This is a genomic window from Nocardia sp. NPDC004151 (genome assembly GCF_042874235.1).
In the GTDB taxonomy this organism is placed as follows: domain Bacteria; phylum Actinomycetota; class Actinomycetes; order Mycobacteriales; family Mycobacteriaceae; genus Nocardia.
The window spans coordinates 275,334-296,507 of sequence record NZ_JBIAMR010000007.1 but is presented as its reverse complement, the minus strand read 5'-3'; the positions used below and the strand labels follow the sequence as shown (position 1 = coordinate 296,507).

Sequence of the window (21,174 nt, the reverse complement as noted above, 5' to 3'; positions counted from 1 at the left end):
GTTCTGCCCGTAGAAAATACGGCTAGACGCGGGGCTCCAGCAGATACTCGACCAGAGTGATCAGCGCCTGCAGGCAGGGGTTGCGGTCGCGGGCGTCCAGACGCAGCAGCGGGGTGTCCGGATCCAGGTCGAGGGCCTCCCGGATCTCCTCGAGCGGGTGGCGGGGCGCTCCGTCGAAGTCGTTGACGGCCACCGCGTACGGCACGCCGCGCTCCTCCAGGATCGACAGCGCCTCGTCGGCCTTGTCCAGGCGGCGGGTGTCCACCAGCACCAGCGCGCCGAGCGCGCCGACGGCCAGGTCCTCCCAGATGGGCACGAACCGGCGCTGGCCGGGCGTGCCGAAGAGATACAGGGCCAGGCGGGGATTGAGGGTGATGCGGCCGAAGTCCATGGCCACCGTGGTGGTGGTCTTGCCCGGCAACCCGGCCATGTCGTCGACGCCGACGCTGGCCTCGGTGATCGTCTCCTCGGTGCGCAGCGGCCGGATCTCGGACACACTGCCTACGAACGTGGTCTTCCCGACGCCGAAGTTCCCCGCCACCAGCAACTTCACGGTGCGGGTGACGGTCTCCGGCACATAGTCGACGACGCGCTCATGCGGAGAGAGCGCGGAGTCCATGGAGTACCTCCTCCAAGAGGGCTTGTCCCGGCAGCGCTTCCACCGGGGCAGGGTGGGCCAGATGGCCACTGTCGAGCAGATCGGCTACCAGGATCTTCACCACCGATGGCGGCAGGTCCAGGTAGGCCGCCAGCTCGGCGGGGGTCAGCACCCCGCGCCGAGCGATCTGCAGGATGCGGCGAGCGTCCGGGGACGCACCGGGTGGCGGATCGGACACCGCGACAACCAGACTGACCAGATCCAGCGCCCGACTCGGACGCGAGCGGCCGCCGGTGCGCACGTAGGCCCGGACCAGGTCGGGATCGCGCCGGGGCCGGCTCATGACCGCGGCAGATCCACTCTGGTCCGCGACGTACTGCCGAGCTCACGCCCGACCCGCCCGGCCAGTTCGTTCATCCGGTGCGCGACCAGGCTGACGTCGACGTCCTGGGTGGTCGAGACTCCCAGCAGCGCACCGGCTCCGGCGGCGGTGATGAAGATCATCCCGTCGGCGTACTCGGTCATGTTCTGGCGCACCGAGTTCCCGGGCGAACCGCCACAGAATTCGGCGAGCGCCTTGCCCAGGGCCCGCAGACCCGACGCCGCGGCGGCGAACCGCTCGGCATCGTCGATGCTGACGCCGCCGGTGTGGGCGATGCGCAGGCCGTCCTCGGACAACAGCACGGCGAACCGGACACCGGGGGCCTCGAGATCCTCGAGCAGCCAGGCCAGCCGGTTGGTATCACTCACTGCCGTCGCGGGCGTACCGGTCACGATGTCATCCCTTCGGAGTGCTCGTACGCGGCCGCACGGCCGCGCTGGGAGCCGCTGTGCCAGGCAGCGGCGATATCGGGACGCGCGGAGGCGGTGGCGTCCGCGGCGTCCGGGCCGGCGGTGGCCAGGGCCACCGTCGCGGAGCGGCGGCGCCGTCGAGGCAGGCCGCCGGAGGTCAGTTCCTGGGGTGCGACCGAATCCATGGCCACCACGGTAGGTTCGGGATCGGGCGAGGGCAGCCGGGTGGGCGCGGGCACCGGGGCGGGGGCCGCCACGGTCATCGGCACCGGGGCGGGCGTCGGCACCGCGGCAGGGGCGGTCGGCTGCGCGGCGGCCGGTGCGGCCAGCAGGGTTTCGGGGATGAACACCATGGCACGCATACCGCCGTACATGTTCGGGCCGTCGATGTAGACCGAGAACCCGTAGCGGCGCGCCAGCGCGGCCACACCGGGGAAGCCGACGCGGGGCGTCGGGCCCAGCGCGTGGATGTCGACGACCTGGTCGCCGGCCAGCACGCGGCGGGTCTCCTCGAGCTGTTCGGGGTTCATCCGGACACCGGCGTCATCGACGATGACGGTGACGCCGTGGTGGCCCTCCTGGAAACCGATGTCCACGAACGAGGTCGGCGGCGAGTAGCGCAGGGCGTTGTCCAGCAGCGTCGCGATGGTGTGCACCAGCGGCTCGACCACGCGGCTCACCACCGGGCGGTCCAGTTCGCCCGAACGCACCCGGGTGTAGTCGCGCACGCGGCCGGTGGCCCCGCCCACGACGTCGGTGAGGGACTGCTGCGGCCAGCGGCGGCCGGGCAGACCACCACAGACGATCACGTAGGACTGCGCCTGACGGATCATCTGCTGCACGGAATGGTCGATGCGGGTGAGCGTCTCGAAGGTCTCGTCATTGCGGTGGCGACGCAGCGCGGCGCTCACCACCTGGCTGACGTCGGCGCCCAGGCTCACCACGGACGCGCCGAACGCGCGCACGGCCGCGGAGGTGGCGTCGCGCGCCGCGCCTTCCACCTGCGCACGAGCGCTGTCGGCGGCGTCGGCGACCGCGGCGCGGGCGTTCTCGTTCGATTGCGCGACCGAGACGCGGGCGGCCTCCTCGGCCTGGGCGATGGCCAGCTGCGCCATCTCCTCGATCTGGGCGATCGCGCTCTCGCGGGAGGATTCGGCCTGGGCGAGGGCGAGCTGGGTCTCGTTGGCGCGTTCGCGCGCGACCCGCTCGGCGGTCTCGGTGGCGACCTTCTGCAGTTCTTCGCCGCAGCGGGCGGTCCACTGCCACACCAGTTCCGCGATGCGCGACTGTTCGAGGACGACCGGCAGGTTCACGGTCGGGTTGTCGGGGTCCGAGCGGCGCACCGCCGCACCGATGGCGGGCACGACATTCTCGGTCAGGTTCGCGATCATGGCCTCGACCGCGGCGTCGCGGTCAACCTGTTCCTCGCGCACAGCCGCGACACGCCCACGTTCGGCGCGCAGGGCGCGCCACAGGAATACCACCCCTACCACCGCGAGCACGAGAGCGGCGGCGAGGACCCAGGAAAGCAGCACGGCGTTGTCTTGATTCATCAATTCTCTTGTCGTCCGGCCGATCCTGAAATCGGCGGAGCCACCATAGCAGAATCGTCTGTGTCCCCGAACCTTTCGGTATCTCCGAGCAAACTGCCGACCGGAGTCCATGCAGCTCATCGCATTTCAGCGCACTCTTGCAGGCCGAGGGCTCGCTGCGTTGGACCTGCCCGCCGAGCGGGTTCGAACCCGAGGTCCGAGCGCCACAATATGGACGTTCGACCATTACTTCCGAGGTCGTGACCCGAGGTGCCGTCACCGGGCCTGGATCACCGGTCGCGCTGCCCTGAGAACGGTCCAGCGGCCCAGCTACTCCCCCGCGCCCGCAGCGGGGGCGCCTGACCCTACAAGCCCGCTGGGTCGCGTCCCGCTCACCGCCGCACTCGATGCCGGCACGGCCGCAGACGCCGACTTCTGCCGTCACGACCCCCGCGGGGCCTGGACGCCGCGGACGGCCGGGCGGTACAGCAGGGTGATCAGGCTGGAACCGGCCAGGCCGCCGAGGATCTGGGCCGCGGTGAACGCGGGCACCGAGGACGGGGCGATGCCGGTGAACGAATCCGACAGCATGCGCCCCAGGGTGAGCGCGGGATTCGCGAACGACCCCGAGCTGGTGAACCAGATGGCCGACCCGAGGTAGGCGGCCACCGCCGCGGCGCCGGCTCCGCGTCCGAGCCGGGCGGCGGCGAAGCCGATCGCGACCAGTCCCGCGGCGGCGAGCATCTCGCCGAGCAGGTGGCCGCCGGTGACGCGCTGCTGGGTCGCCAGTTGCAGCGGAGGCCGGTCGAACATGGCGTTGGCCAGCAGCGCACCGACGATCGCGCCGGAGCATTGGGCGGCGAGGTAGACGCCGAACGCCCGAGTGGACAGTCCCCGACGATCGCGCCGACCGCCCAGCCAATCCGCCAGCGACACCACCGGATTGAGGTGCGCGCCCGAGATCGGGCCGAAGATCAGGATGAGCGCGGCCAGCCCCAGCGCGCTGGCGGTCGAGTTCTCGAGCAGTCGCAGGCCGGGGTCTGCGGGTGAGAGCTGGTCGGCCGCGATGCCCGAACCGATCACGACGGCGCCGAGGGCGGCGGTACCGGAGAACTCGGCCACCGCTCGACGCCCGAGCGGCAGCGGGCCCGCGTCGGGGACGGCGCGGTACGCGGCGAGGACGGGCGGTTCGGGGTTCGGCACCCGGTCACAGTGCCAGACCAGGGGCTTCCGAAGCCGGGCTCGGCACAAGATATTTCGTATATACCGCCGCCGCGCTATTCGAGGCCGCCCGCGCCCACCTCCGGCAGGCCCTCGGTGAGGCGCAGCCGCTCGGCCATGGTAACGAGCAGGTGCTGGGATTCCTCGCTCAGATCGACGGCCGCGATGGCGAGTCCGCGCAGGCCGGGGAATTGCAGGCGGGCGAGCAGGTCCAGGTCGTGGCCGCGCGGGACCGGATGGGCGGCGGTGGCGAAATGGTCGGGGCGGACACGGAAGTAGCGCGCCAGGGCGGCGATGGTCTCGCGGGAGGGGTTGGTGCGCGCACCCGAGCGCAACTGGCTCAGATAGGGCTTGGAGATCGGGTGACCCCAGGCGGTGAGCTGGGCGGCGACCGCGGAGTTGGTGTGCGGGCGTCCGCCGGGCGTGGGCATGGCGTCGAAGAGCTCGTTGAGCCGGGCCGCGAACCCGGTGACGGCCGACGGGATCGGGGCGGGCGTGCTGCGCCGCGTCGGGGTGCGATGCGGGATGCGGGCGTAGAGGCGGCGCAGGGCGGGGTCATTGAGTGAGGAGCGTTCGATCAGGTCTGCGATGCGCAGCACCGGGTCGGGGGCGTGATCGGGGCTCATTCGGCCACCTCCTGGCCGTCGAGGCCGGTCATCCAATCATGGTCGCTGCGCAGTCCGGCCCAGCGCACTTCGACGGCCGGGACCGACGGGAACGCGAAGAGCTGCGCGATCTCGTGGGCGCTCAATCCCATCGCCTTGCCCCAGGCGAGCGCGCGGTCACGCTCGCTCAGGCCCTCCAGACGGCTGCGGAACGCCAGGCGGGAGACGACGGATCCGGCGATGTCCTCGGCGGCGGCCAGGACCTCGGACAGCTCGGGGCCGTCCTCGCTCACCACCGCCACCGTCGACGCGGGCTGGTACTGGTAGAGATCTCCACCGCGGCGGCTGCGGCGGAAGTGCTCGACGAACGCGCGGACACACGCACCGAGGAAGTAGCCGCTCAGACTCTGTCCGCCGTCGGCGGCCCAGCCGTCGCCGTCACGGGCGGCGCGGCGAAAGCGTTCGAGGGCGCGGGTGATGGTCTCGCGCACGAAGTCCTCGGCGAAGCGGGTCTCCACCAGCAACCGCTCCTGCGCGGTCGGACGCAAGGGCATCCCCTCGCGTTCGGCGACCGCGAAAATCCAGCCGCTGCGTACCCACGGCCCCAGGACGGCCAATGCGTGGCGAACCAGACTGTCCGCCAACAGCTTCCAGGATGATCCCTCAAATCCGGCCTTCCGAACCAGCTCGAACAGCTCGTGTTCGGCCGCGCATCTCTCTGGGTGGGTCATGTTTCAGGTGTCCTCCGCCCTGCACCTCCAGATCGCTGACGAACACGTTATAGGGGCGGCAAACAAAGCGCATTTCTTTCAGCTAATGCTCAGTAAGCGGAGTGTGTAAATCGTTCCTTGACAGCCGCATTCGCGTCAAGGCAGCATTTACATATGAGTGATTCCCCGCACCGGGATCCCGCCGACGAGCGAGCGATCCTGGCGAAGCTGTTGTCCACCAATGCCGATGTCGTGGTCGAGGTCTTGCGCCCCGGCCAGGGCGTTCCGCCGCCCTCGGTCATGGCCGCGCTGCGGGCCGCGCGCAGTCTCGACGGTGTCGTGGACGATGTGCTGCGGTCGCTGGTGCGGCAGGCCCGCGACGAAGGGCGGACCTGGGCCGAGATCGGCGAAATCTTCGGCACCTCACGTCAAGCCGCGTTTCAGCGCTTCGGCGGAGCCGGCGCCGGAATCCCGATCCCCCCGCTGCACTCCACGCCGCCGATTCAGCCGGTTCCTACCATTCCACCCATGCCGGGCATTCCACCCATGCCCTCGATACCCCAGATGCCTTCCCTGCCAGGCATGCCCGAATGGCCCAAGGGTCCCGGCATGCCGCCCGCACCGGGACGCCCGTTCGCCGGACCCGGGCAGCACGGACCGCACGGTCATCGCGGCCCCGGTCCGCACGGTCCGGGCAACGCGCCGGGACCCGAGCCGCGCGACGACGAGCCGGGCGCATGAGAGCCGCCGCCGCGGGCCGCGAGGTACCGCACCCACCCGGTGGCCGGAGCCGCCGACTGCTCGCGGCGGCCCGGCAGCGCTATGCCGAGGACCGGCTCGCCGACGCGGTGTCGGCGGGGACACGTCAGGTCCTCGTTTTCGGCACTGCCCTGGACACTTTCATCGCGCACAATCCGTACCGTGACGTGCGGGTCATCCGGGTCACCGACCGGGAGGGCGGAATAGCGCCGCCACCAGGGGATTCCGAGCCTGTCGGCCGAGCCACGGCGAGGCAACTTGCGGAATTCGTCCGATTCGCACCCGGATTCGAGCCCGGGGACCCGGTGTTCGCCGTTCGACTCGACGACCCGGGCCGCCATGGTTCGGCCGGTGCCGCCACCGGCCCCGCGTGTCCCAGAAAGACCATGACGGCATTGCAGTTGCTAGCCAGTTGCCTCGGCGGCGCGGAGATCGTGCTCGAGGTGCCTCGCACCGGCGTCACCAGCGTCGCCCGTGCGGTGCGCGACGCAGGGTGGGTGGTGCAGGAGGACCTGAGCGCCGACACACTGGCCTCCCGCTATCTCGATGCCACCGCCGGACACGACTATTCGGTCGAACCCCGCATTGTTCGAGCGCGGGTCGCGCACTGACGCCGGTCGATGTCCGCGTCGGCCGCGCCGACCCGGCGACGCCGCCGCGCTGAGGATACGCCGGGTGGTTGCACCGGACTGTGACTCCCCCTCCTGGAACCGCTTGGGCCACAGGCCGGTACATCACGAACGGTAGGCGGCATGGGTTCGGCTCGACACCGAGATCATCAACGGGACCACCATCGCGGCAGGTGAGGGCCGCGCGAGGGTTTTCCGGTCCGGAAATCCGGCGCTGATCGGCGGGTGAGCCGAGCGCAGCGGGCCCCGCGACACGCCCCTCACTGCCCCGGAATTCAGCTAATAGGCAGCTACGCTCCGAATGGGACATTCCGACCAGGCGTCCCGGAGAAGGAGCCCCGATGCGCCGTCGCCTGCACCGACTAGTCCTAGCTGGGCTCGCCGCCGCCGCGACGCTGCTGCCGGTGGCCACAGCCGCCCACGCGACTCCCGCACTGCCGCCCGCCACTCCGGGCACCCACGGCGGACTGGGCCCCGACTTCCTGTGGGGCGTGGCCGCGTCCGGCTTCCAGTCCGAGGGGCACGCCCCCGACAGCAACTGGATGCACTACATCGACGCCAATCCCGACTGGGACCGCTATCGCAACTCCATCGACTTCCGCTCCCGCTACCAGACCGACATCGCACTGGCGGCGGGCCTGGGCTCGAAGGTGTTCCGCATCGGCATCGAATGGGCGCGCCTACAGCCCGAACCCGGGGTATGGGACGAGGAGGGCTTCGCCTTCTACGACCGCGTCATCGACGACATCGTGGCCAACGGCATGGAACCCATGCTCACGCTGGACCATTGGGTGTACCCGGGCTGGGCCGCCGAACGCGGCGGCTGGAACGACGACGCCATGGTGGGCGACTGGCTGGCCAATGCCCGCAAGGTGGTCGACCGCTACACCTTCCGCAGTCCGGTCTGGGTGACGGTCAACGAGCCGGTCGCCTACATCATGCACGAGGTCCGCCAGAGCGACACCGACGCCGACCAGATGCTCGACCGGGTCGCTCAGGCACACAACGAGATCTACGACTACATCCACCAGGTGCAGCCCAAGGCGCTGGTCACCAGCAATGTCGGCTATGTGGCCGGGGCCGAGGCGCAGGTCAACGGGCCGCTCATGGAACGCATCGGCGACAAGCTCGACTTCATCGGCGTGGACTACTACTTCGGCTACGAGCCGCCCGAGGCCAACACGGTCAATATGCCGGACGGGTCGGTCGCGCCGCCCGCCGGGATGTGGGATCTGCCGATCCGCCCCGAGGGCATCTACTATGCGCTGCAACACTATTCGCGGATGTTCCCCGGCAAGCCCTTGTGGGTGGTCGAGAACGGCATGCCCACCGAGAACGGCAAGCCGCGCGCCGACGGCTACACCCGCTCCGATCATCTGCGCGACACCGTGTACTGGTTGCAGCGCGCCAAGGCCGACGGCATGAACCTGGTCGGCTACAACTACTGGAGCCTCACCGACAACTACGAGTGGGGTTCGTTCGCGCCGCGTTTCGGCCTCTACACCGTGGACGTGCAGACCGATCCGAACCTGACCCGCAAGCCCACCGACGCGGTCGACACCTACCGGCAGATCATCACCGCCGGCGGGGTGCCCTCGGGCTACGAGCCAGTGCGGTTCCCGTCCGACTGCAAGCTGGTCGATCCCCCGGCCAGCTGCGAGAACCCCGTCACCGTCCCCGCCGCGGTCCCCGCGCCGTGATGCGGGCGCGGCGCGGGTCAGCGCCGGCGGACCGCGCGTTCGATCTCCTCGGCCAGGGTGGCCCCGCCGACCTCGCGGGCCGTGGCCAGGAACCGGTCCCGGAATCGATCCAGGTCCAAATCGATGCCCTCGCCGGTGTACTCCCGGCCTGAGGCCTCGCGCACCACCCGGATCATCTCGTCGGCCAAGGTGGCGATGTGGGTGCGGATCAGCTTGCGCAGCACGCCCGACAACGCGATATCGGTGCCCACGTCATAGAGGATCAGCGCGCCGGTGAGCATGGCCGGTTCGGGCACCCGCCAGCGGGTGCCGAGCGGTTGGAGGTAGCCCTCGGACAGCAGGTCGTCGAGGATCTCGGGGCGGCGATCGCCGAGCAACTCGGTCAGGGCATCGTCGTCGAGGACCGTGCCGGTGTCGATGTCACCGCTGTAGCGCGGATCGAAGACCTCCCGCCAGTCGCCGTCGCCGGGAACCTCGGCCTCGAACACCTCGCGGATGGCGTCCAGGCGCAACCCGCGCGCCTGCATGGCGGTGATGGCCCGCAGTCGTTCCAGGTGGTCGGGACCGTAGACCGCTTCCTTGCCCGCGCGCCCGGGCTTGGGCAGCACGCCGACCGAGTGGTAGTAGCGGATGGTGCGGGCGGCGACACCGCTGAGTTCGGCGAGTTGCAGGCGGCTGTATCGGTCCACGCGAACAGCATAGATACCGCAACCCGGCCCGACGTTGACAGCCACAACTGTCCGCATTAGCGTAACCGCCGCCACACTGTCGACGACGACAAGGGAGTCCTCATGACCCAACGCGACACCGATTTCGACGTGCTCATCGTCGGGTCCGGCTTCGGCGGCAGTGTCAGCGCACTGCGCCTCACCGAGAAGGGCTACTCGGTCGGCGTACTCGAGGCCGGTCAGCGCTTCACCGACGACCAGCTCCCCGACACCAGCTGGGACCTGCGCAAGTTCCTGTGGGCCCCGAAGCTGGGCTGCTTCGGCATCCAGCGCATCCACCCGCTGCGCGATGTGCTGATCCTGGCCGGCGCGGGCGTGGGCGGCGGCTCACTCAACTACGCCAACACCCTCTACGTGCCCCCGGCCCCGTTCTTCGCCGACCCGCAGTGGCGCGAGATCACCGATTGGCGCGACGAGCTGATGCCCTACTACGAGCAGGCCCGCAAGATGCTCGGCGTCGTCACCAACCCGCACATGACTCCCGCGGACGAGGTGTTCAAGCAGGTCGCCGAGGACATGGGTGTGGGCGACACCTTCGTGCAGACCCCCGTCGGGGTGTTCTTCGGCGAGGCCGGCAAGACCGTGCCCGACCCGTACTTCGGCGGCGCGGGCCCCGAGCGCACCGGCTGTATCGAATGCGGCGAGTGCATGACCGGCTGCCGCCACAACGCCAAGAACACCCTGGTCAAGAACTACCTGTACCTGGCGGAAAAGGGTGGCACACAGGTGTTCCCGATGACCACGGTCACCACCGTGCGTCCGCTGCCCGACGGCACCTGGGACGTGGAGACCGAACGCACCGGCGCCTGGTTCCGCAAGCAGCCCAAGACCTACACGGCCAAGCACGTGGTGCTGGCCGCCGGCACCCGCGGCACCCAGCAGCTGCTGTTCGCCATGCGCGACAAGGGCGTCCTGCCGCAGCTGTCGTCGCGGCTGGGCCTGCTGACCCGCACCAACTCCGAATCCATCCTCGGCGCGGCCACCCGCAAGGTGAACCCCGACGTCGACTACACCCGCGGCGTGGCCATCACCTCCTCCATCCACCCGACCCCCGACACGCACATCGAGCCGGTCCGCTACGGCAAGGGCTCCAATTCGATGGGCCTGCTGCAGACGCTCATGGTCGACGGCGGCGGCAGCATCCCGCGCTGGCTGCGCTTCCTGGGCATCGTGCTGCGCCACCCGCTGATGCTGCTGCAGTTCATGTCGGTGAAGAACTGGAGTGAGCGCACCATCATCTCGCTGGTCATGCAGCATCTGGACAACTCCATCACCACCTACACCAAGCGCGGGCTGTTCGGGCGCAAGCTCACCTCCAAACAGGGTCACGGCGAACCGAATCCGACCTGGATCCCCGCGGGCAACGAGGTCACCCGCAAGGTCGCCGACACCATCGGTGGTGTCGCGGGCGGCACCTGGGGCGAAGTCTTCAATATCCCGCTGACCGCCCACTTCCTGGGCGGCGCGGCCATCGGCGCGGACGCCGACCACGGTGTCATCGACGCCTACCATCGCGTCTACGGCTACCCCACACTCTCAGTCGTCGACGGCGCCGCGGTCTCGGCCAACCTGGGCGTGAACCCCTCGCTGACCATCACCGCCCAGGCCGAGCGCGCCGCGGCCATGTGGCCCAACAAGGGCCAGATCGACACCCGCCCCGACCAGTCCGAGGGCTATGCCCGCATCGCACCCGTTGCACCCTTGCAGCCGATGGTTCCCGCCTCGGCCCCCGCGGCCCTGGTGCTGCCGATCGTCGAAATCCGTGGCGGCAGCTCCGAATCCACGCCCGCCTGACCACCCGCACCTGAGTAGGGCCCCGGCCGATCGACGGCCGGGGCCCTACTCAGGTCGACATCAGATCAGGTCCCGCTCGTGGCTGTAGACGAAAGTGACACCGCCGGTGGCGAAGTTGGGGACATCGGCGACCGCCGCCTGCCCCTGCGGGCTGGCGAGGACCGCCTCGAGCTCGGCGCGCGAATCGGCGTAGAGGCCCACGACCAGGTAGTAGGGCGAAGGTTGGCTGGGATCGGCGCTCTCACCGTAGCCGATGGTCCACTTCTTCAGGCCGGTCATCTCCCGAGCGATCGGGATGTGGGTGTTCCAGTAGTACTCGTCGAAAGCCGCCGGATCCTGCGGATGTCCGTAGAGGATCGAGAGTCGGTGCATCGCACCGAGGCTACGGGGCGGTCCGGCTCAGTGGGCGTGGATGTGCGAGATGCCCATCGGGGAGGTCGGGGGTGGGACGTCGCCGAGGGGGGCGCGAAATTCCTGGAGGGCGGCGAGGACGTCGACGTGGCGGGCGGCGTAGCAGCGGACCTGGGGCAGGGCGTGGGCGACCTCGCTGCGCTCGAGGGGTTCGGCGTCGATGTAGCCGACCTGGCCCAGGCCCACGCCGAGGGTTTCGGCGATGCGGGCGATGGCGGCGGACTTGCGGCCCCAGCCGACCTCGACTGCGGCGAAGCGGTCGGCGACGCCGTGGCGGCGCAGTTGCTCGACCGTCCAGGCCCATTCACCGCGGGAGGCGACCGCGTGCATGACGCCGCGCTCGCTGAGGATGCGCAGTGAGCGCGCGGCCTCGGCGCGCAGCGCTCCGGCGGTGGAGTCGCACACCACCCCATCCCAGAGCGTGTTGTCGCACTCCCACACAAGCAGTTTCACGTTCGCGGCATTCATCGTTCCCCTACCAGTCAGCAACCATCCGGTACCAAGGGTGCCGGACGGTCCCCTCTTTCACGAACCGCCCCGCGCGTGACATCGTAGGGGCTGTCTGGGCCAATACACCAGCGCGGGCAAAACCGGAGCACCGAAGTCCGGGGCTGCCCTGCGTGTTCCGCGTGTGCGCGATTGTCGCTGGTAGTTTCGGATCCCGGCCGGACGAATCGAACGAAAGGGGCGTATGCCCATGCGGCGGCGCTGGAAACTCGCGGGTGGCCCGCCCGTGCTCGCGCTGGCACTGGTACTGACCGGTTGCGGCGCGGCCGAGGACTCGCCGCCGGTGGTGGTCAGTTCGCTGGGGCCGATCTCGGCGACCGTCGCACCCGTGCAGCCGGTTCCCACCGCAAATGCGTCGGCTCCCACGACCGCCACCGCGATCTCGAGCGCGGCGACGCCGGCGGTGGACCCGATGGCCGATCAGGCGCTCATCGATCACACCGAGTGGACCGACGAGATCGACGGACGCCGATTGAAGGTCTTCCCGACCCGCGCCGGGCGCATCGACCTGTTCCCGACGGCCGGGGATCGCGCCTGGGGCGAGGTGCTGGCGCTGGCTCCCGACGCGGACTCCCCCGGCATGTTCGACCAGTTCCGATGCCACTGGGAGTGGGCGCGCGCGGTCGCGCCGGACAAGGCCAGCTGGAACCTCGAGCCGTGGCGGCCCGCGGTCGGGTACGACGCGACGGTGTCGGCGCTGTGCAACCCGGGCGGTCCCGAACGCTGAGCGGTTGTTCGATGCGGTAACGAAACCGGTTGCCCGCCATAACCTTCGAGCCGATCGCCAAATGTGCGTATCGTGGGTGACGTCCAGCGCTCACTCCTGGGAGGGAGGGCAATGGTGCGCGCCTCGGCACCCGAGACCTCTACGCCCACGCCGCCCGCAGCCGCCCGGGGACCGGCGCATCCCGGCGTGCGCGCGCTGTTCCCGGCGCTGACCGAGACCGCCGAGGTCTACCTCGATTCCGCCTCCACCACCCAGAAGCCACGACCGGTGATCGACGCGGTGCACCGCTATCACCGCGAACGCACCGCCAATGCCGGGCGCGGCACCTATCCGTGGGCCGGCGCGCTGACCAGCGAGGTGGTCGCCGTGCGCGTGGCGATGGCCGAATTCATCGGGGCCGCACCGGATGAGGTGGTCTTCACCGGCGGCGCCACGGCCGGGCTGAACGCGGTGGCGCTGTCATGGGGGCTGGCGAATCTGCGCGACGGCGACGAGATCCTCTACAGCCCACGCGATCACGCCTCCAATGTGTATCCGTGGCAACATCTGCGCGGCCTGCTGGCCCGGTTCGGACGGCGGATCGAGCTGGTGCCCTACCGGGTGAACGAGCTCGGCGAGGCCGATATCGAGGATGTGGCGGCGCGGATCACCCCGCGCACGCGGATGATCACCGTGGCGCATCTGCACCATGTATTCGGCGGACTCACCACCCTGGAAGAGTTGCGCGGGCACATCGATCCGCGAATCGCGCTGTGCTTCGACTGCAGTCAGTCCGGCGGACATGTGCCGGTGCGGATGGCGGAGCTGAACGCCGATTTCGCGGTGTTCGCCGCGCACAAGATGTTCGGAGCCCCGGGGACGGGCATGCTCTATTGCCACCGCCGCCGACACAGTGAACTGCTGCCGTTTCTGCCGGGCGGCAATTCGGGAGTGTCACTGGACGATTCGGGCCTGGTGGGCGGCGCGATGCCGCAGCTGCTGGAGGGCGGCACCCACAACCTGCCCGGGATCCTCGCCCTCGGAGCGGCCCTCGAGGTGCTGGGCGAGCTGGGCCTCGACGCGATCACCACCCACAATCGGGCCCTCACGCGGCGGTTGATCGCGCGTCTGCGCCCGATCACCGGGGTCGAGTTCACGCCCGGCCCCGCGTACGCGCCGTGCGAAACCGGGTACGGGATCGTGTCTTTCACCGTCGCCGGGATCAGCGCCACCGACCTGGGATTCGTGCTCAGCGAGCTGGGCTTCCTGGTCCGTACCGGAGCGCACTGCGTTCCCGCCGGCGGCCCGGCGGCCGACGAGGATTCGGTGCGGGTGAGCACGCACATCTACACCACCGTCGACGAGATCGACCGGTTCACCCAGTGTGTCGCCACGATTGCCGAGGAGGTCTCGTGACCAAGTCAGGCCCCGAACCCCGCTACGACCGCCGCGCCGCCTCCCGGGTGCTGGCCGGACTGGCCCGACCCGGACTGGGCGTGGATTCGGAGCCGCCGCCTCCGCGCCGCGTCGAATACACCTGCACGCCGCTGGCTTCGGAGTCCGGCTCGCATCTGACGCTGTCGCAGCGGCTGTATCTGGAACGGTTCATGCGCCCGTGCCGTGCCGACCAGGTGACCAGCGCGACCCACCGCATCACCTGGACAGACAGCGACGGCATCCCCAATACCGGGCATTTCCGTACCGGCGGGCTGGGCCCGGTCGTGCCGATCGCCATGCGCGAGACGGTGCTGGCGCTGTGGCACGCCCTTGACGCCGATCCCGCACTGGGCCAGCGGATGACCAAGCTCGGCCCGCGCGAACAGGCGGTACTCGACGGCACCACCACCGATCACGCGCCGCACGAGATCTTCCGGGTGGGCATCGAGGCGGCGGGGCGGGCGCTGGCCCAGCACGCGCTGCTGGCGCGGGAGACGCCGTATCGCACCCCCTCCGAATTCGCGATCGGCATGCGCGATTCGGGCATCTACGCGGCGGTCGCGACGCGCTGGTTCTGGGAGTTACAGGCCTCGAGCTACCGGCGCGGCATGATCGCGGTCACCCTGACCACCCAACCCGATGGGACCGTACGGTATTCGGCGGAGACGGTGGCGACACTGCGCGCCATGAAGGACATGACCATCGAGGACGCGCACCGGGTCATGCGCCGCGCCACCAACGCCGAGGGGTTGAGCGTGACCGAGGCGATCGCCAAGTATCACGACGAGCTGGATCTGATCTCGCGCCAGTACGCGCTGCTGCCGCCGGGCACCCGCCCGGCGTGCCTGGCCGCCATGCCGCATCAACTCGACGGCGCGCACTACAGCATCTTGCCGCTGGTCGTCGACCGGTTCACCGAAGTGTTCACCCATATCGTCGACCGGATCACGGTGACCGAGGTGGCGGCCGAAACGGGGTCGGAGACCGGTGAACTCGCGACCGAGGACCAGGTGTTCTATGTCCCGGACATGACGTGCAAGCACTGCGTGCGCACCATCGGCGGGGTGCTGGACGCGATGGGCATCGGGGTCGGCGATATCGATCTGGTCAGCAAGCGGGTGGTCGCGGAGTTCCGCAGTCCCCGTAACCGGCATCGCGCCTTCGAGGCGCTGCGCGACAGCGGCTACAACCCGACCCTGGTCACGCCCGCGACCAGCGAAACCGCCGTATGACGGCTGCGGCGCCGCCGGGGTTGCCGGCGAAGATGCATGCGCTGGTGTCGGAATTCCTGGCCACGCCGGGCGCGGTCCGGGACGCGGTCGCCGAGTTCGGATCACCCGCGCATCTGGTGTTTCCGCAGGTCTTCGCGGAGAATGTGGAGCGGTTGCGGGCTGTGCCGGCGGCACGCGCGCCAGGGTTCCGGATCTGCTACGCGCACAAGGTGAATCAGTCGCGCGCGTTCGTGGCGACCGCGCGCGCGGCGGGCATCAGCATCGATGTGGCCTCGGAGGCCGAGCTGCGAGGGGCGTTGAAGGCGGGATTCGAGCCCGAGCGCATCGAAGTCACCGGTCCCAAGGGTGAGGGGTTGTTGGGCGCGCTGGTCGGCACCGGGGTGACCATCAATGTCGACAATCTGTGGGAACTGGAACGCATTGCGGCACTGGCGGATATCCCCGTGCCGGTTTTGGTGCGAATATGCGGATTCCCCGGGACGCCGGTGAGCCGATTCGGGGTGCCGTTGACCGACAGCGAGCAACTCCTGGCGATGCTGTCGTCCCAGCGCGATCGGATCGAGTTCCGCGGGTTCGCCTTTCACCTGGATTCGGGCGAACCGGCCGAACGGGTCCGGGCGGTGGAGAGCTGCCTGGAGTTGACCGAACGGGCCTACGGGTACGGATTGACGCCGACGGTGCTGAATATCGGGGGCGGCTTCCGGCAGGTGTTCACCGCGGACGCGGGCGCATTCGATGCATACGTGCACGCGCTGCGCGAATCACTCGTGGGCCGTGGCGAGCAGATGGCCTGGGGCGCCAACACTTTCGGATTCCACGTCGAGGACGGCGCGGTCCACGGGACACCAGTTTTTCACAAATACGCCAACATTGTGGATGCCGACCGCATGCTCGCCGATCTCCTGGATACGGGCCTGGAATCGCAGGGCGGCCGCAGTTTTGCACAGGTGGCTGGGGAGAACCTCCTCGACATCTGGCTGGAGCCGGGCAAGGCGCTGGTCGACCACGCCGGAATCACCGTGGCGCGGGTGGAATTCGTGAAGCGGACCGCCGACGGGTCGACCCTGGTCAATCTGGATCTGAGCCGCGACACCGTCACGCCGGCCGATCAGGAGGTGATGGTCGACCCGATCCTCCTCCCCGCTCGAACCGGCGCTGACGAGCCGGTTTCCGTCCCAGGCGACCCGAATCCCGATGCGGCGGGCGTGTTCCTGGCCGGGCGGCTGTGCCTGGAACGGGATCTGATCACCAACCACAAAGTGTGGCTACCGCGGTATCCACAATCGGGGGATTTCGTGGTGTTCCCCAATACCGCCGCCTACCACATGGATCTGTCGGCCGCACGGGCCTCGATGCATCCGGTGCCGCCGAAATTGGCGGTGTCGCGCGAATCCGGGATGTTCCGGGTGTGCTGCGACGTTGATTGGCACGAGGTGCACTGATGCGGTACGACCACATCACCGAACTGATCGGCAATACCCCCTTGCTGCGGCTGGATCCGGCCGTGCACGGGCTCGCGCGGGTGGAGCTCTACGCGAAGCTCGAGTTCTACAACCCGTTCGGGTCGGTGAAGGATCGGGTGGCATGGGGCATGATCCGCGACGACCTCGACGAGATCATCGCCGGGAAGCAGACTTTGATCGAGGCGTCGAGCGGCAATACCGCGAAGGCATTGCGGGTGCTGGCGGCCTTGCACGGGATCGGGTTGCGCGCGGTCACCAATCGGATCAAGGTCGCCGAGGTGCGAGACCTGTTGCAGCTGTTGGGGACCGATATCGAAGAATTGCCTGGTTTGTCGGAATGCCCGGATCCGACGGCCCCCAATGACGTGTACTCGATCATCGAATCGACCATGGCCCGCGCACCCGGCGCCTGGTACCACCCCTCGCAGTACACCAGCGAGAAGAACATCGAGGCCCACCATCACGGGACCGGGCGCGAGATCCACGAGGACCTGGCGCGCGACGGCATCACCCGTGTCGACTATCTGATCGGCGGGCTGGGCACCACCGGGTCCACCCGCGGCACGGCGACCTTTCTGCGCAAACACAATCCGGAGTTGAAGACCGTCGCGGTGGTCGCCGAACGCGGCGACTTCATCCCCGGTATCCGCTCGGAGACCGAGATGTGGGACGTGGGCCTGTTCCAGCCCGACTTCTACGACCGCATCATGGCGGTGGAGGCCGGGCGCGCGGTCGACGCCACGCTGACCCTGGCCACCGGCCACGGGGTGCTCGCCGGGCCGACGAGCGGGGCGACCTATGCCGCGGCGCTGGAGTTCCTGGGGTCGGTGGAATCGCCCTCGGCGCAGGCGGATCCGCTGGTCGCGGTGATCATCGTGTGCGATCGGCTCGAGCCGTACCTGTCCTACATCCGCAAGCGTCGCCCGGAACTGTTCGGCAAGCCCGGCCGGGCCCCGGCTCCGGACGCGGCCGAACTCGCCGCCACCCCCGCCCTGTCCCCCGACGAGCTCGAGCAGCTCGATCGCGCCGCGCGCCCGACCATCGTCGACACCCGCGGCGCGATGGCCTACCGGATCGCCCATGTGCCGGGCGCGTTGAACATCCGCGACGATCAGCTCGACGACATGCTCGTCCAGGGAGTCCCGTTCTCGCGGTCGCGGCCGGTGGTCTTCGTCTGCCCGGTCGGTGAGGTGTCCTTGCGGTTCGCGGCGCTGGCTCGCCGGGCTGGGTACGACGCGCACAGTCTGGCGGGTGGCATCACGGCCTGGCGCGACGCGGGCAAACCGATGGAATCCGCGCCCCGGCACAGTTGACGCCAATGTGCCGCGGCCCCAGCGATTTCGGCTGTGGCGACCCCTACCCGGGCGATAGGATTGCGGTGCTGCCGCACACGCATGGAACAAGGGGCCGCTCGTGCTCGAACAGTTCTCGCAGTTCTTCTCCCCACTGTGGACCCCATTCTCCCAACGGGTGCTCGCACCGTTGCTGAGGCGCGTACCGGCGTGGGCGCTGGCCGTGATCGTGGTGGCGGTGGCCGCCGCGGTGATCGTCACCCCGTTGATCGTCAACGTCGTCGCTGATCGCACCCAGTCCTCGACCGCGCCGAGCGTGCCCGCGTCCACCTCGATCGGCGGGCTGGATCTGGCGCAGTACTGCGTCTCCTACGGGTACGGCCAGGTCGACGGCCAGTCGTGCGAGGCGGTCATCGATTTGGGCAAGGCGTGCGACTGGCAGTACAAGCAGACCGGTCTGCACCTGTCCTTCTCCATGAACGACCCCTACAGCGGTATGTGCTTCACCCCCGAACAGGTGGTCAAGGGCGGTATCCGGGATATGCCCGGCTACTGCAAGGCGACGTACCCGACCAGCAACGAGGTGCGTCCGGCCGTGATCGACAAGACCACCTGGGTGTGCCAGGCCCCGATCGACATGCAGATCGCGTGCATTTGGCAATACCAGTCGCCGAAGGTGGAGGCCCGCAAGGACGGCGAAACCTGGATCTGCGTCAAGCAGACCCCCTGATCCGAATCGCGAATTCCGTTGAGCAACACCGCCACCGCGCCCCGCCCGCGAACACGGCGGGAACGGTGAGCTGCTGGACTCTGCACTTCCGGCTTCGGGAGGCTATGGTGCCTGGGGTCGAATTCAACAGTGTTGCCAGGAGTTTCACCATCAGTATCGAGCGCGCCGCGGGTCCGGACACCGACCTGCGCATCACCCTCACCGTCTGTCATGCCGCCACCGTGCTGTGTTTCTCGGCGGGTGTCGTCTCCATCCTGGTCGGCTCCTACACCGGCGCCGGTCCGATGCTCAATATGGTCGGCGTGGTGCTGTGGGTGGTGGCGCTGGCCGCGCGCATCGGGGTCTTCGCGATCACCCGGTCACGTTCGGGCCACGCCGACTGACCCGTCCGCGGTGCCGCTGCCGGAAACGGACACCGCGACTGGCACGATGAACACGTGGAGTGGGCGTTCGGACTCGTGGTGCTGGTGTCGGTCGCGGTCGCACTGGCGGCCGGTGCGCGCCGGCTGGGGTTGGGTGAGCCGTTCGTGCTCACCGTGGCCGGGGTAATCGCGTCGTATCTGCCGTTCGTGCCCGAGTTCGACATCGAGCCCGAACTGGTGTTGCTGGGGTTGCTGCCGCCGCTGCTGTACACGACGGCGATCCGCACCTCGCTGGTGGACTTCCGGCCGAAGAAGACCTCGATCACGCTGCTGTCGGTGGGGTTGGTGTTGTTCACCGCGTTCGCGGTGGGCGCGGTGGTGTATTGGCTGCTGCCGGTGCCGTTCTCCGCGGCGGTGGCGATCGGCGCGATCGTGGCCCCGCCGGACGCGGTCGCGGCGACCGCGGTGGCGCGGCGGGTCGGGATGCCGCGCCGGATCGTGACCCTGCTCGAAGGCGAGTCGCTGTTCAACGACGCGACCGCGCTGGTGACCCTGCGGACCGCGGTCGCGGCCATGGCGGGCAGTGTGACGCTGTGGCAGGCGGGGGCCAGTTTCATCGGCGCGGCCGGCGGCGGCGCGCTGATCGGGGTGGCCGCGGCGATGATGCTGGCGTTCCTGCGCCGCCGGATCACCGATCCGGTGCTGGACACCAGCGTGTCGCTGCTGGCGCCGTGGATCGCGTATCTGCCCGCGGAGTCGGTGCACGCCTCGGGCGTGATCGCGGTGGTGACGTGCGGGCTGATCCTGGGTCACGGTGCGCCGCACTGGCAGAGCGCGGCCTCGCGCATCGCCGAGCACACCAATTGGCGGACCATCGCGTTCATTCTCGAGTCCGCGGTGTTCCTGCTGATCGGGTTGCAGGTGCGCCACATCGTGGAGGCCGCCTGGCACAGCGACCTGCCGCATTCGACGCTGCTGTGGACGTGCGCGGCGGTGCTGGTGACGGTGATCGTGGTGCGGCCGGTGTGGGTGTTCCCGGCGACGTACGCGGCCTGGCAGATCGAGGGGCGGCGGCAGGGGAAACCCAAGCCGGAGTGGACCGGACCGGCGGTGGTGGCGTGGGCCGGTATGCGCGGAGTCGTGACGCTGGCGGCGGCGCTGCTGCTGCCCGGCGATACCCCGGAACTGGACACGTTGCGGCTGCTGGCGGTCGTGGTGGTGGGCGGAACGCTGCTGCTGCAAGGACTCTCGCTGCCGTGGCTCGTGCGGATGCTGCGCCTGCGCGGGCCCAGCCGGGCCGAGGACCTGTTGCAGGAGGCGAATCTGCTGCAACAGGCGACGACGGCGGGGTTGAAGGCGCTCGAGGAGAACATCGCGCCCGAGACGCCGCCGGATGTGGTGGACTCGCTGCGCAACCGGGTGGTGGTGCGGGCGCAGTCGGCATGGGAGCTGTTGGGGCGCTCGGAATCCCAGCGGGTCACCCCCAGCGGCGAGTACCGGCGGCTGCGGCTGGCGATGCTGGCGGCCGAGCGGGAGACGGTGCTGCGGATCCGCGACGCGGGGCAGGTCGATCAGGAGGTGCTGCAGGCGGTGATGGCCGCCCTCGACATCGAGGAGTCCACCATCGACCGGGTCGCCGAGGCCGAGGACGACGACGGGCTGGGCTTGCGGGCGCCGATGCCGCCGGGCGCGTGCGAGCACCTGCGCGAGGCGCCGTGCGTGCGGGTGCCCGATACCCCGGACGCCTGCGGGGAATGCCTCGACGAGGGTCTGGTGTGGGTACATCTGCGGATGTGCCTGGAGTGCGGGCATGTGGCGTGCTGCGATTCCTCGCCGGGCAATCACGCGACCAAGCATTTCAACGGCACCGGTCATCCGGTGATCCGCAGCGTGGAGCCGGGTGAGTCGTGGCGCTGGTGCTATCTGGACGAGCTGCTGGGCTGACCGCCCTTGACTTTCCCATCGG

Annotated in this window: 22 protein-coding genes; 12 read left to right on the top strand and 10 right to left on the bottom strand. The window is 69.4% G+C overall.

Features of this window, described 5'->3' with window-relative positions; genetic code table 11:
* Positions 1-22: 22 nt before the first annotated feature.
* The 7 genes from ACFYTS_RS18595 to ACFYTS_RS18565 form a co-directional block, all read right to left on the bottom strand.
* Positions 23-619, bottom strand: a complete 597-nt coding sequence (locus ACFYTS_RS18595) for an ATP/GTP-binding protein (protein WP_357276762.1) — start codon at positions 617-619, stop codon at positions 23-25.
* The gene (locus ACFYTS_RS18590; protein WP_357082077.1) at positions 594-941 is read right to left on the bottom strand and encodes a DUF742 domain-containing protein; all 348 of its coding nucleotides are present in this window, start codon (positions 939-941) and stop codon (positions 594-596) included. The genes ACFYTS_RS18595 and ACFYTS_RS18590 overlap by 26 nt, the downstream gene beginning before the upstream one ends.
* Entirely contained in the window at positions 938-1,372 is a 435-nt protein-coding gene (locus ACFYTS_RS18585; RefSeq protein ID WP_357276764.1) for a roadblock/LC7 domain-containing protein, read from the bottom strand. Before ACFYTS_RS18585 ends, ACFYTS_RS18590 begins: the two co-directional genes overlap by 4 nt.
* Complete coding sequence (locus ACFYTS_RS18580) at positions 1,369-2,943, bottom strand: sensor histidine kinase (RefSeq protein ID WP_387305692.1); 1,575 nt, start codon at positions 2,941-2,943, stop codon at positions 1,369-1,371. Before ACFYTS_RS18580 ends, ACFYTS_RS18585 begins: the two co-directional genes overlap by 4 nt.
* Before the next feature lie 420 nt (positions 2,944-3,363).
* Positions 3,364-4,125, bottom strand: a complete 762-nt coding sequence (locus ACFYTS_RS18575) for an aquaporin (RefSeq protein WP_387305689.1) — start codon at positions 4,123-4,125, stop codon at positions 3,364-3,366.
* A 74-nt stretch (positions 4,126-4,199) separates the two neighbouring features.
* Complete coding sequence (locus ACFYTS_RS18570) at positions 4,200-4,574, bottom strand: helix-turn-helix transcriptional regulator (protein ID WP_357277141.1); 375 nt, start codon at positions 4,572-4,574, stop codon at positions 4,200-4,202.
* Between the two features lie 191 nt (positions 4,575-4,765).
* A complete protein-coding gene (locus ACFYTS_RS18565) occupies positions 4,766-5,479 on the bottom strand; it encodes a hypothetical protein (RefSeq protein ID WP_357276771.1) in 714 nt (237 codons plus the stop codon).
* A 153-nt stretch (positions 5,480-5,632) separates the two neighbouring features.
* Between ACFYTS_RS18565 and ACFYTS_RS18560 the strand changes: the two genes are divergently transcribed.
* The 3 genes from ACFYTS_RS18560 to ACFYTS_RS18550 all read left to right on the top strand — a co-directional run bounded on the left by ACFYTS_RS18560 (position 5,633) and on the right by ACFYTS_RS18550 (position 8,546).
* Entirely contained in the window at positions 5,633-6,199 is a 567-nt protein-coding gene (locus ACFYTS_RS18560; RefSeq protein ID WP_387305686.1) for a hypothetical protein, read from the top strand.
* Positions 6,196-6,828, top strand: a complete 633-nt coding sequence (locus ACFYTS_RS18555; protein ID WP_387305684.1) for a hypothetical protein — start codon at positions 6,196-6,198, stop codon at positions 6,826-6,828. Before ACFYTS_RS18560 ends, ACFYTS_RS18555 begins: the two co-directional genes overlap by 4 nt.
* Before the next feature lie 359 nt (positions 6,829-7,187).
* Positions 7,188-8,546 (top strand): family 1 glycosylhydrolase, encoded by a 1,359-nt coding sequence (locus tag ACFYTS_RS18550; protein ID WP_387305681.1) that lies wholly within the window; start codon positions 7,188-7,190, stop codon positions 8,544-8,546.
* A gap of 17 nt (positions 8,547-8,563) precedes the next feature.
* On the opposite strand, the gene ACFYTS_RS18545 is transcribed toward ACFYTS_RS18550, so the two are convergent.
* On the bottom strand, positions 8,564-9,235 hold the full coding sequence (locus ACFYTS_RS18545; RefSeq protein ID WP_357276781.1) for a MerR family transcriptional regulator: 672 nt from the start codon (positions 9,233-9,235) through the stop codon (positions 8,564-8,566).
* Positions 9,236-9,337: 102 nt separating this feature from the next.
* Between ACFYTS_RS18545 and ACFYTS_RS18540 the strand changes: the two genes are divergently transcribed.
* The gene (locus ACFYTS_RS18540; protein ID WP_387305677.1) at positions 9,338-11,068 is read left to right on the top strand and encodes a GMC oxidoreductase; all 1,731 of its coding nucleotides are present in this window, start codon (positions 9,338-9,340) and stop codon (positions 11,066-11,068) included.
* Between the two features lie 60 nt (positions 11,069-11,128).
* Here the strand turns inward: ACFYTS_RS18540 and ACFYTS_RS18535 are convergent, their stop codons facing one another.
* Both ACFYTS_RS18535 and ACFYTS_RS18530 read right to left on the bottom strand, forming a co-directional pair.
* Positions 11,129-11,440: an EthD family reductase gene (locus ACFYTS_RS18535; protein WP_387305674.1), complete on the bottom strand. Its 312-nt coding sequence runs from the start codon at positions 11,438-11,440 to the stop codon at positions 11,129-11,131.
* A 27-nt stretch (positions 11,441-11,467) separates the two neighbouring features.
* The gene (locus tag ACFYTS_RS18530; protein ID WP_357276788.1) at positions 11,468-11,932 is read right to left on the bottom strand and encodes a hypothetical protein; all 465 of its coding nucleotides are present in this window, start codon (positions 11,930-11,932) and stop codon (positions 11,468-11,470) included.
* Positions 11,933-12,170: 238 nt separating this feature from the next.
* Here ACFYTS_RS18530 and ACFYTS_RS18525 point away from each other — a divergent pair, with 238 nt between their 5' ends.
* From ACFYTS_RS18525 to ACFYTS_RS18490, 8 genes are all read left to right on the top strand, one after another.
* Entirely contained in the window at positions 12,171-12,713 is a 543-nt protein-coding gene (locus tag ACFYTS_RS18525) for a DUF2599 domain-containing protein (protein ID WP_387305671.1), read from the top strand.
* A 114-nt stretch (positions 12,714-12,827) separates the two neighbouring features.
* Complete coding sequence (locus tag ACFYTS_RS18520; RefSeq protein WP_387305668.1) at positions 12,828-14,108, top strand: aminotransferase class V-fold PLP-dependent enzyme; 1,281 nt, start codon at positions 12,828-12,830, stop codon at positions 14,106-14,108.
* Positions 14,105-15,361: a heavy-metal-associated domain-containing protein gene (locus tag ACFYTS_RS18515; protein ID WP_387305665.1), complete on the top strand. Its 1,257-nt coding sequence runs from the start codon at positions 14,105-14,107 to the stop codon at positions 15,359-15,361. The genes ACFYTS_RS18520 and ACFYTS_RS18515 overlap by 4 nt, the downstream gene beginning before the upstream one ends.
* A 32-nt stretch (positions 15,362-15,393) precedes the next feature.
* Positions 15,394-16,803, top strand: a complete 1,410-nt coding sequence (locus ACFYTS_RS18510) for a decarboxylase (RefSeq protein WP_387305663.1) — start codon at positions 15,394-15,396, stop codon at positions 16,801-16,803.
* On the top strand, positions 16,803-18,137 hold the full coding sequence (locus tag ACFYTS_RS18505; protein WP_387305661.1) for a pyridoxal-phosphate dependent enzyme: 1,335 nt from the start codon (positions 16,803-16,805) through the stop codon (positions 18,135-18,137). The genes ACFYTS_RS18510 and ACFYTS_RS18505 overlap by 1 nt, the downstream gene beginning before the upstream one ends.
* 100 nt (positions 18,138-18,237) lie before the next feature.
* Positions 18,238-18,846: a hypothetical protein gene (locus ACFYTS_RS18500; protein ID WP_387305658.1), complete on the top strand. Its 609-nt coding sequence runs from the start codon at positions 18,238-18,240 to the stop codon at positions 18,844-18,846.
* Between the two features lie 107 nt (positions 18,847-18,953).
* Positions 18,954-19,229 (top strand): hypothetical protein, encoded by a 276-nt coding sequence (locus tag ACFYTS_RS18495; protein ID WP_357276802.1) that lies wholly within the window; start codon positions 18,954-18,956, stop codon positions 19,227-19,229.
* 54 nt (positions 19,230-19,283) lie between these two features.
* Positions 19,284-21,152: a Na+/H+ antiporter gene (locus tag ACFYTS_RS18490; RefSeq protein WP_387305655.1), complete on the top strand. Its 1,869-nt coding sequence runs from the start codon at positions 19,284-19,286 to the stop codon at positions 21,150-21,152.
* Positions 21,153-21,174: the final 22 nt, after the last annotated feature.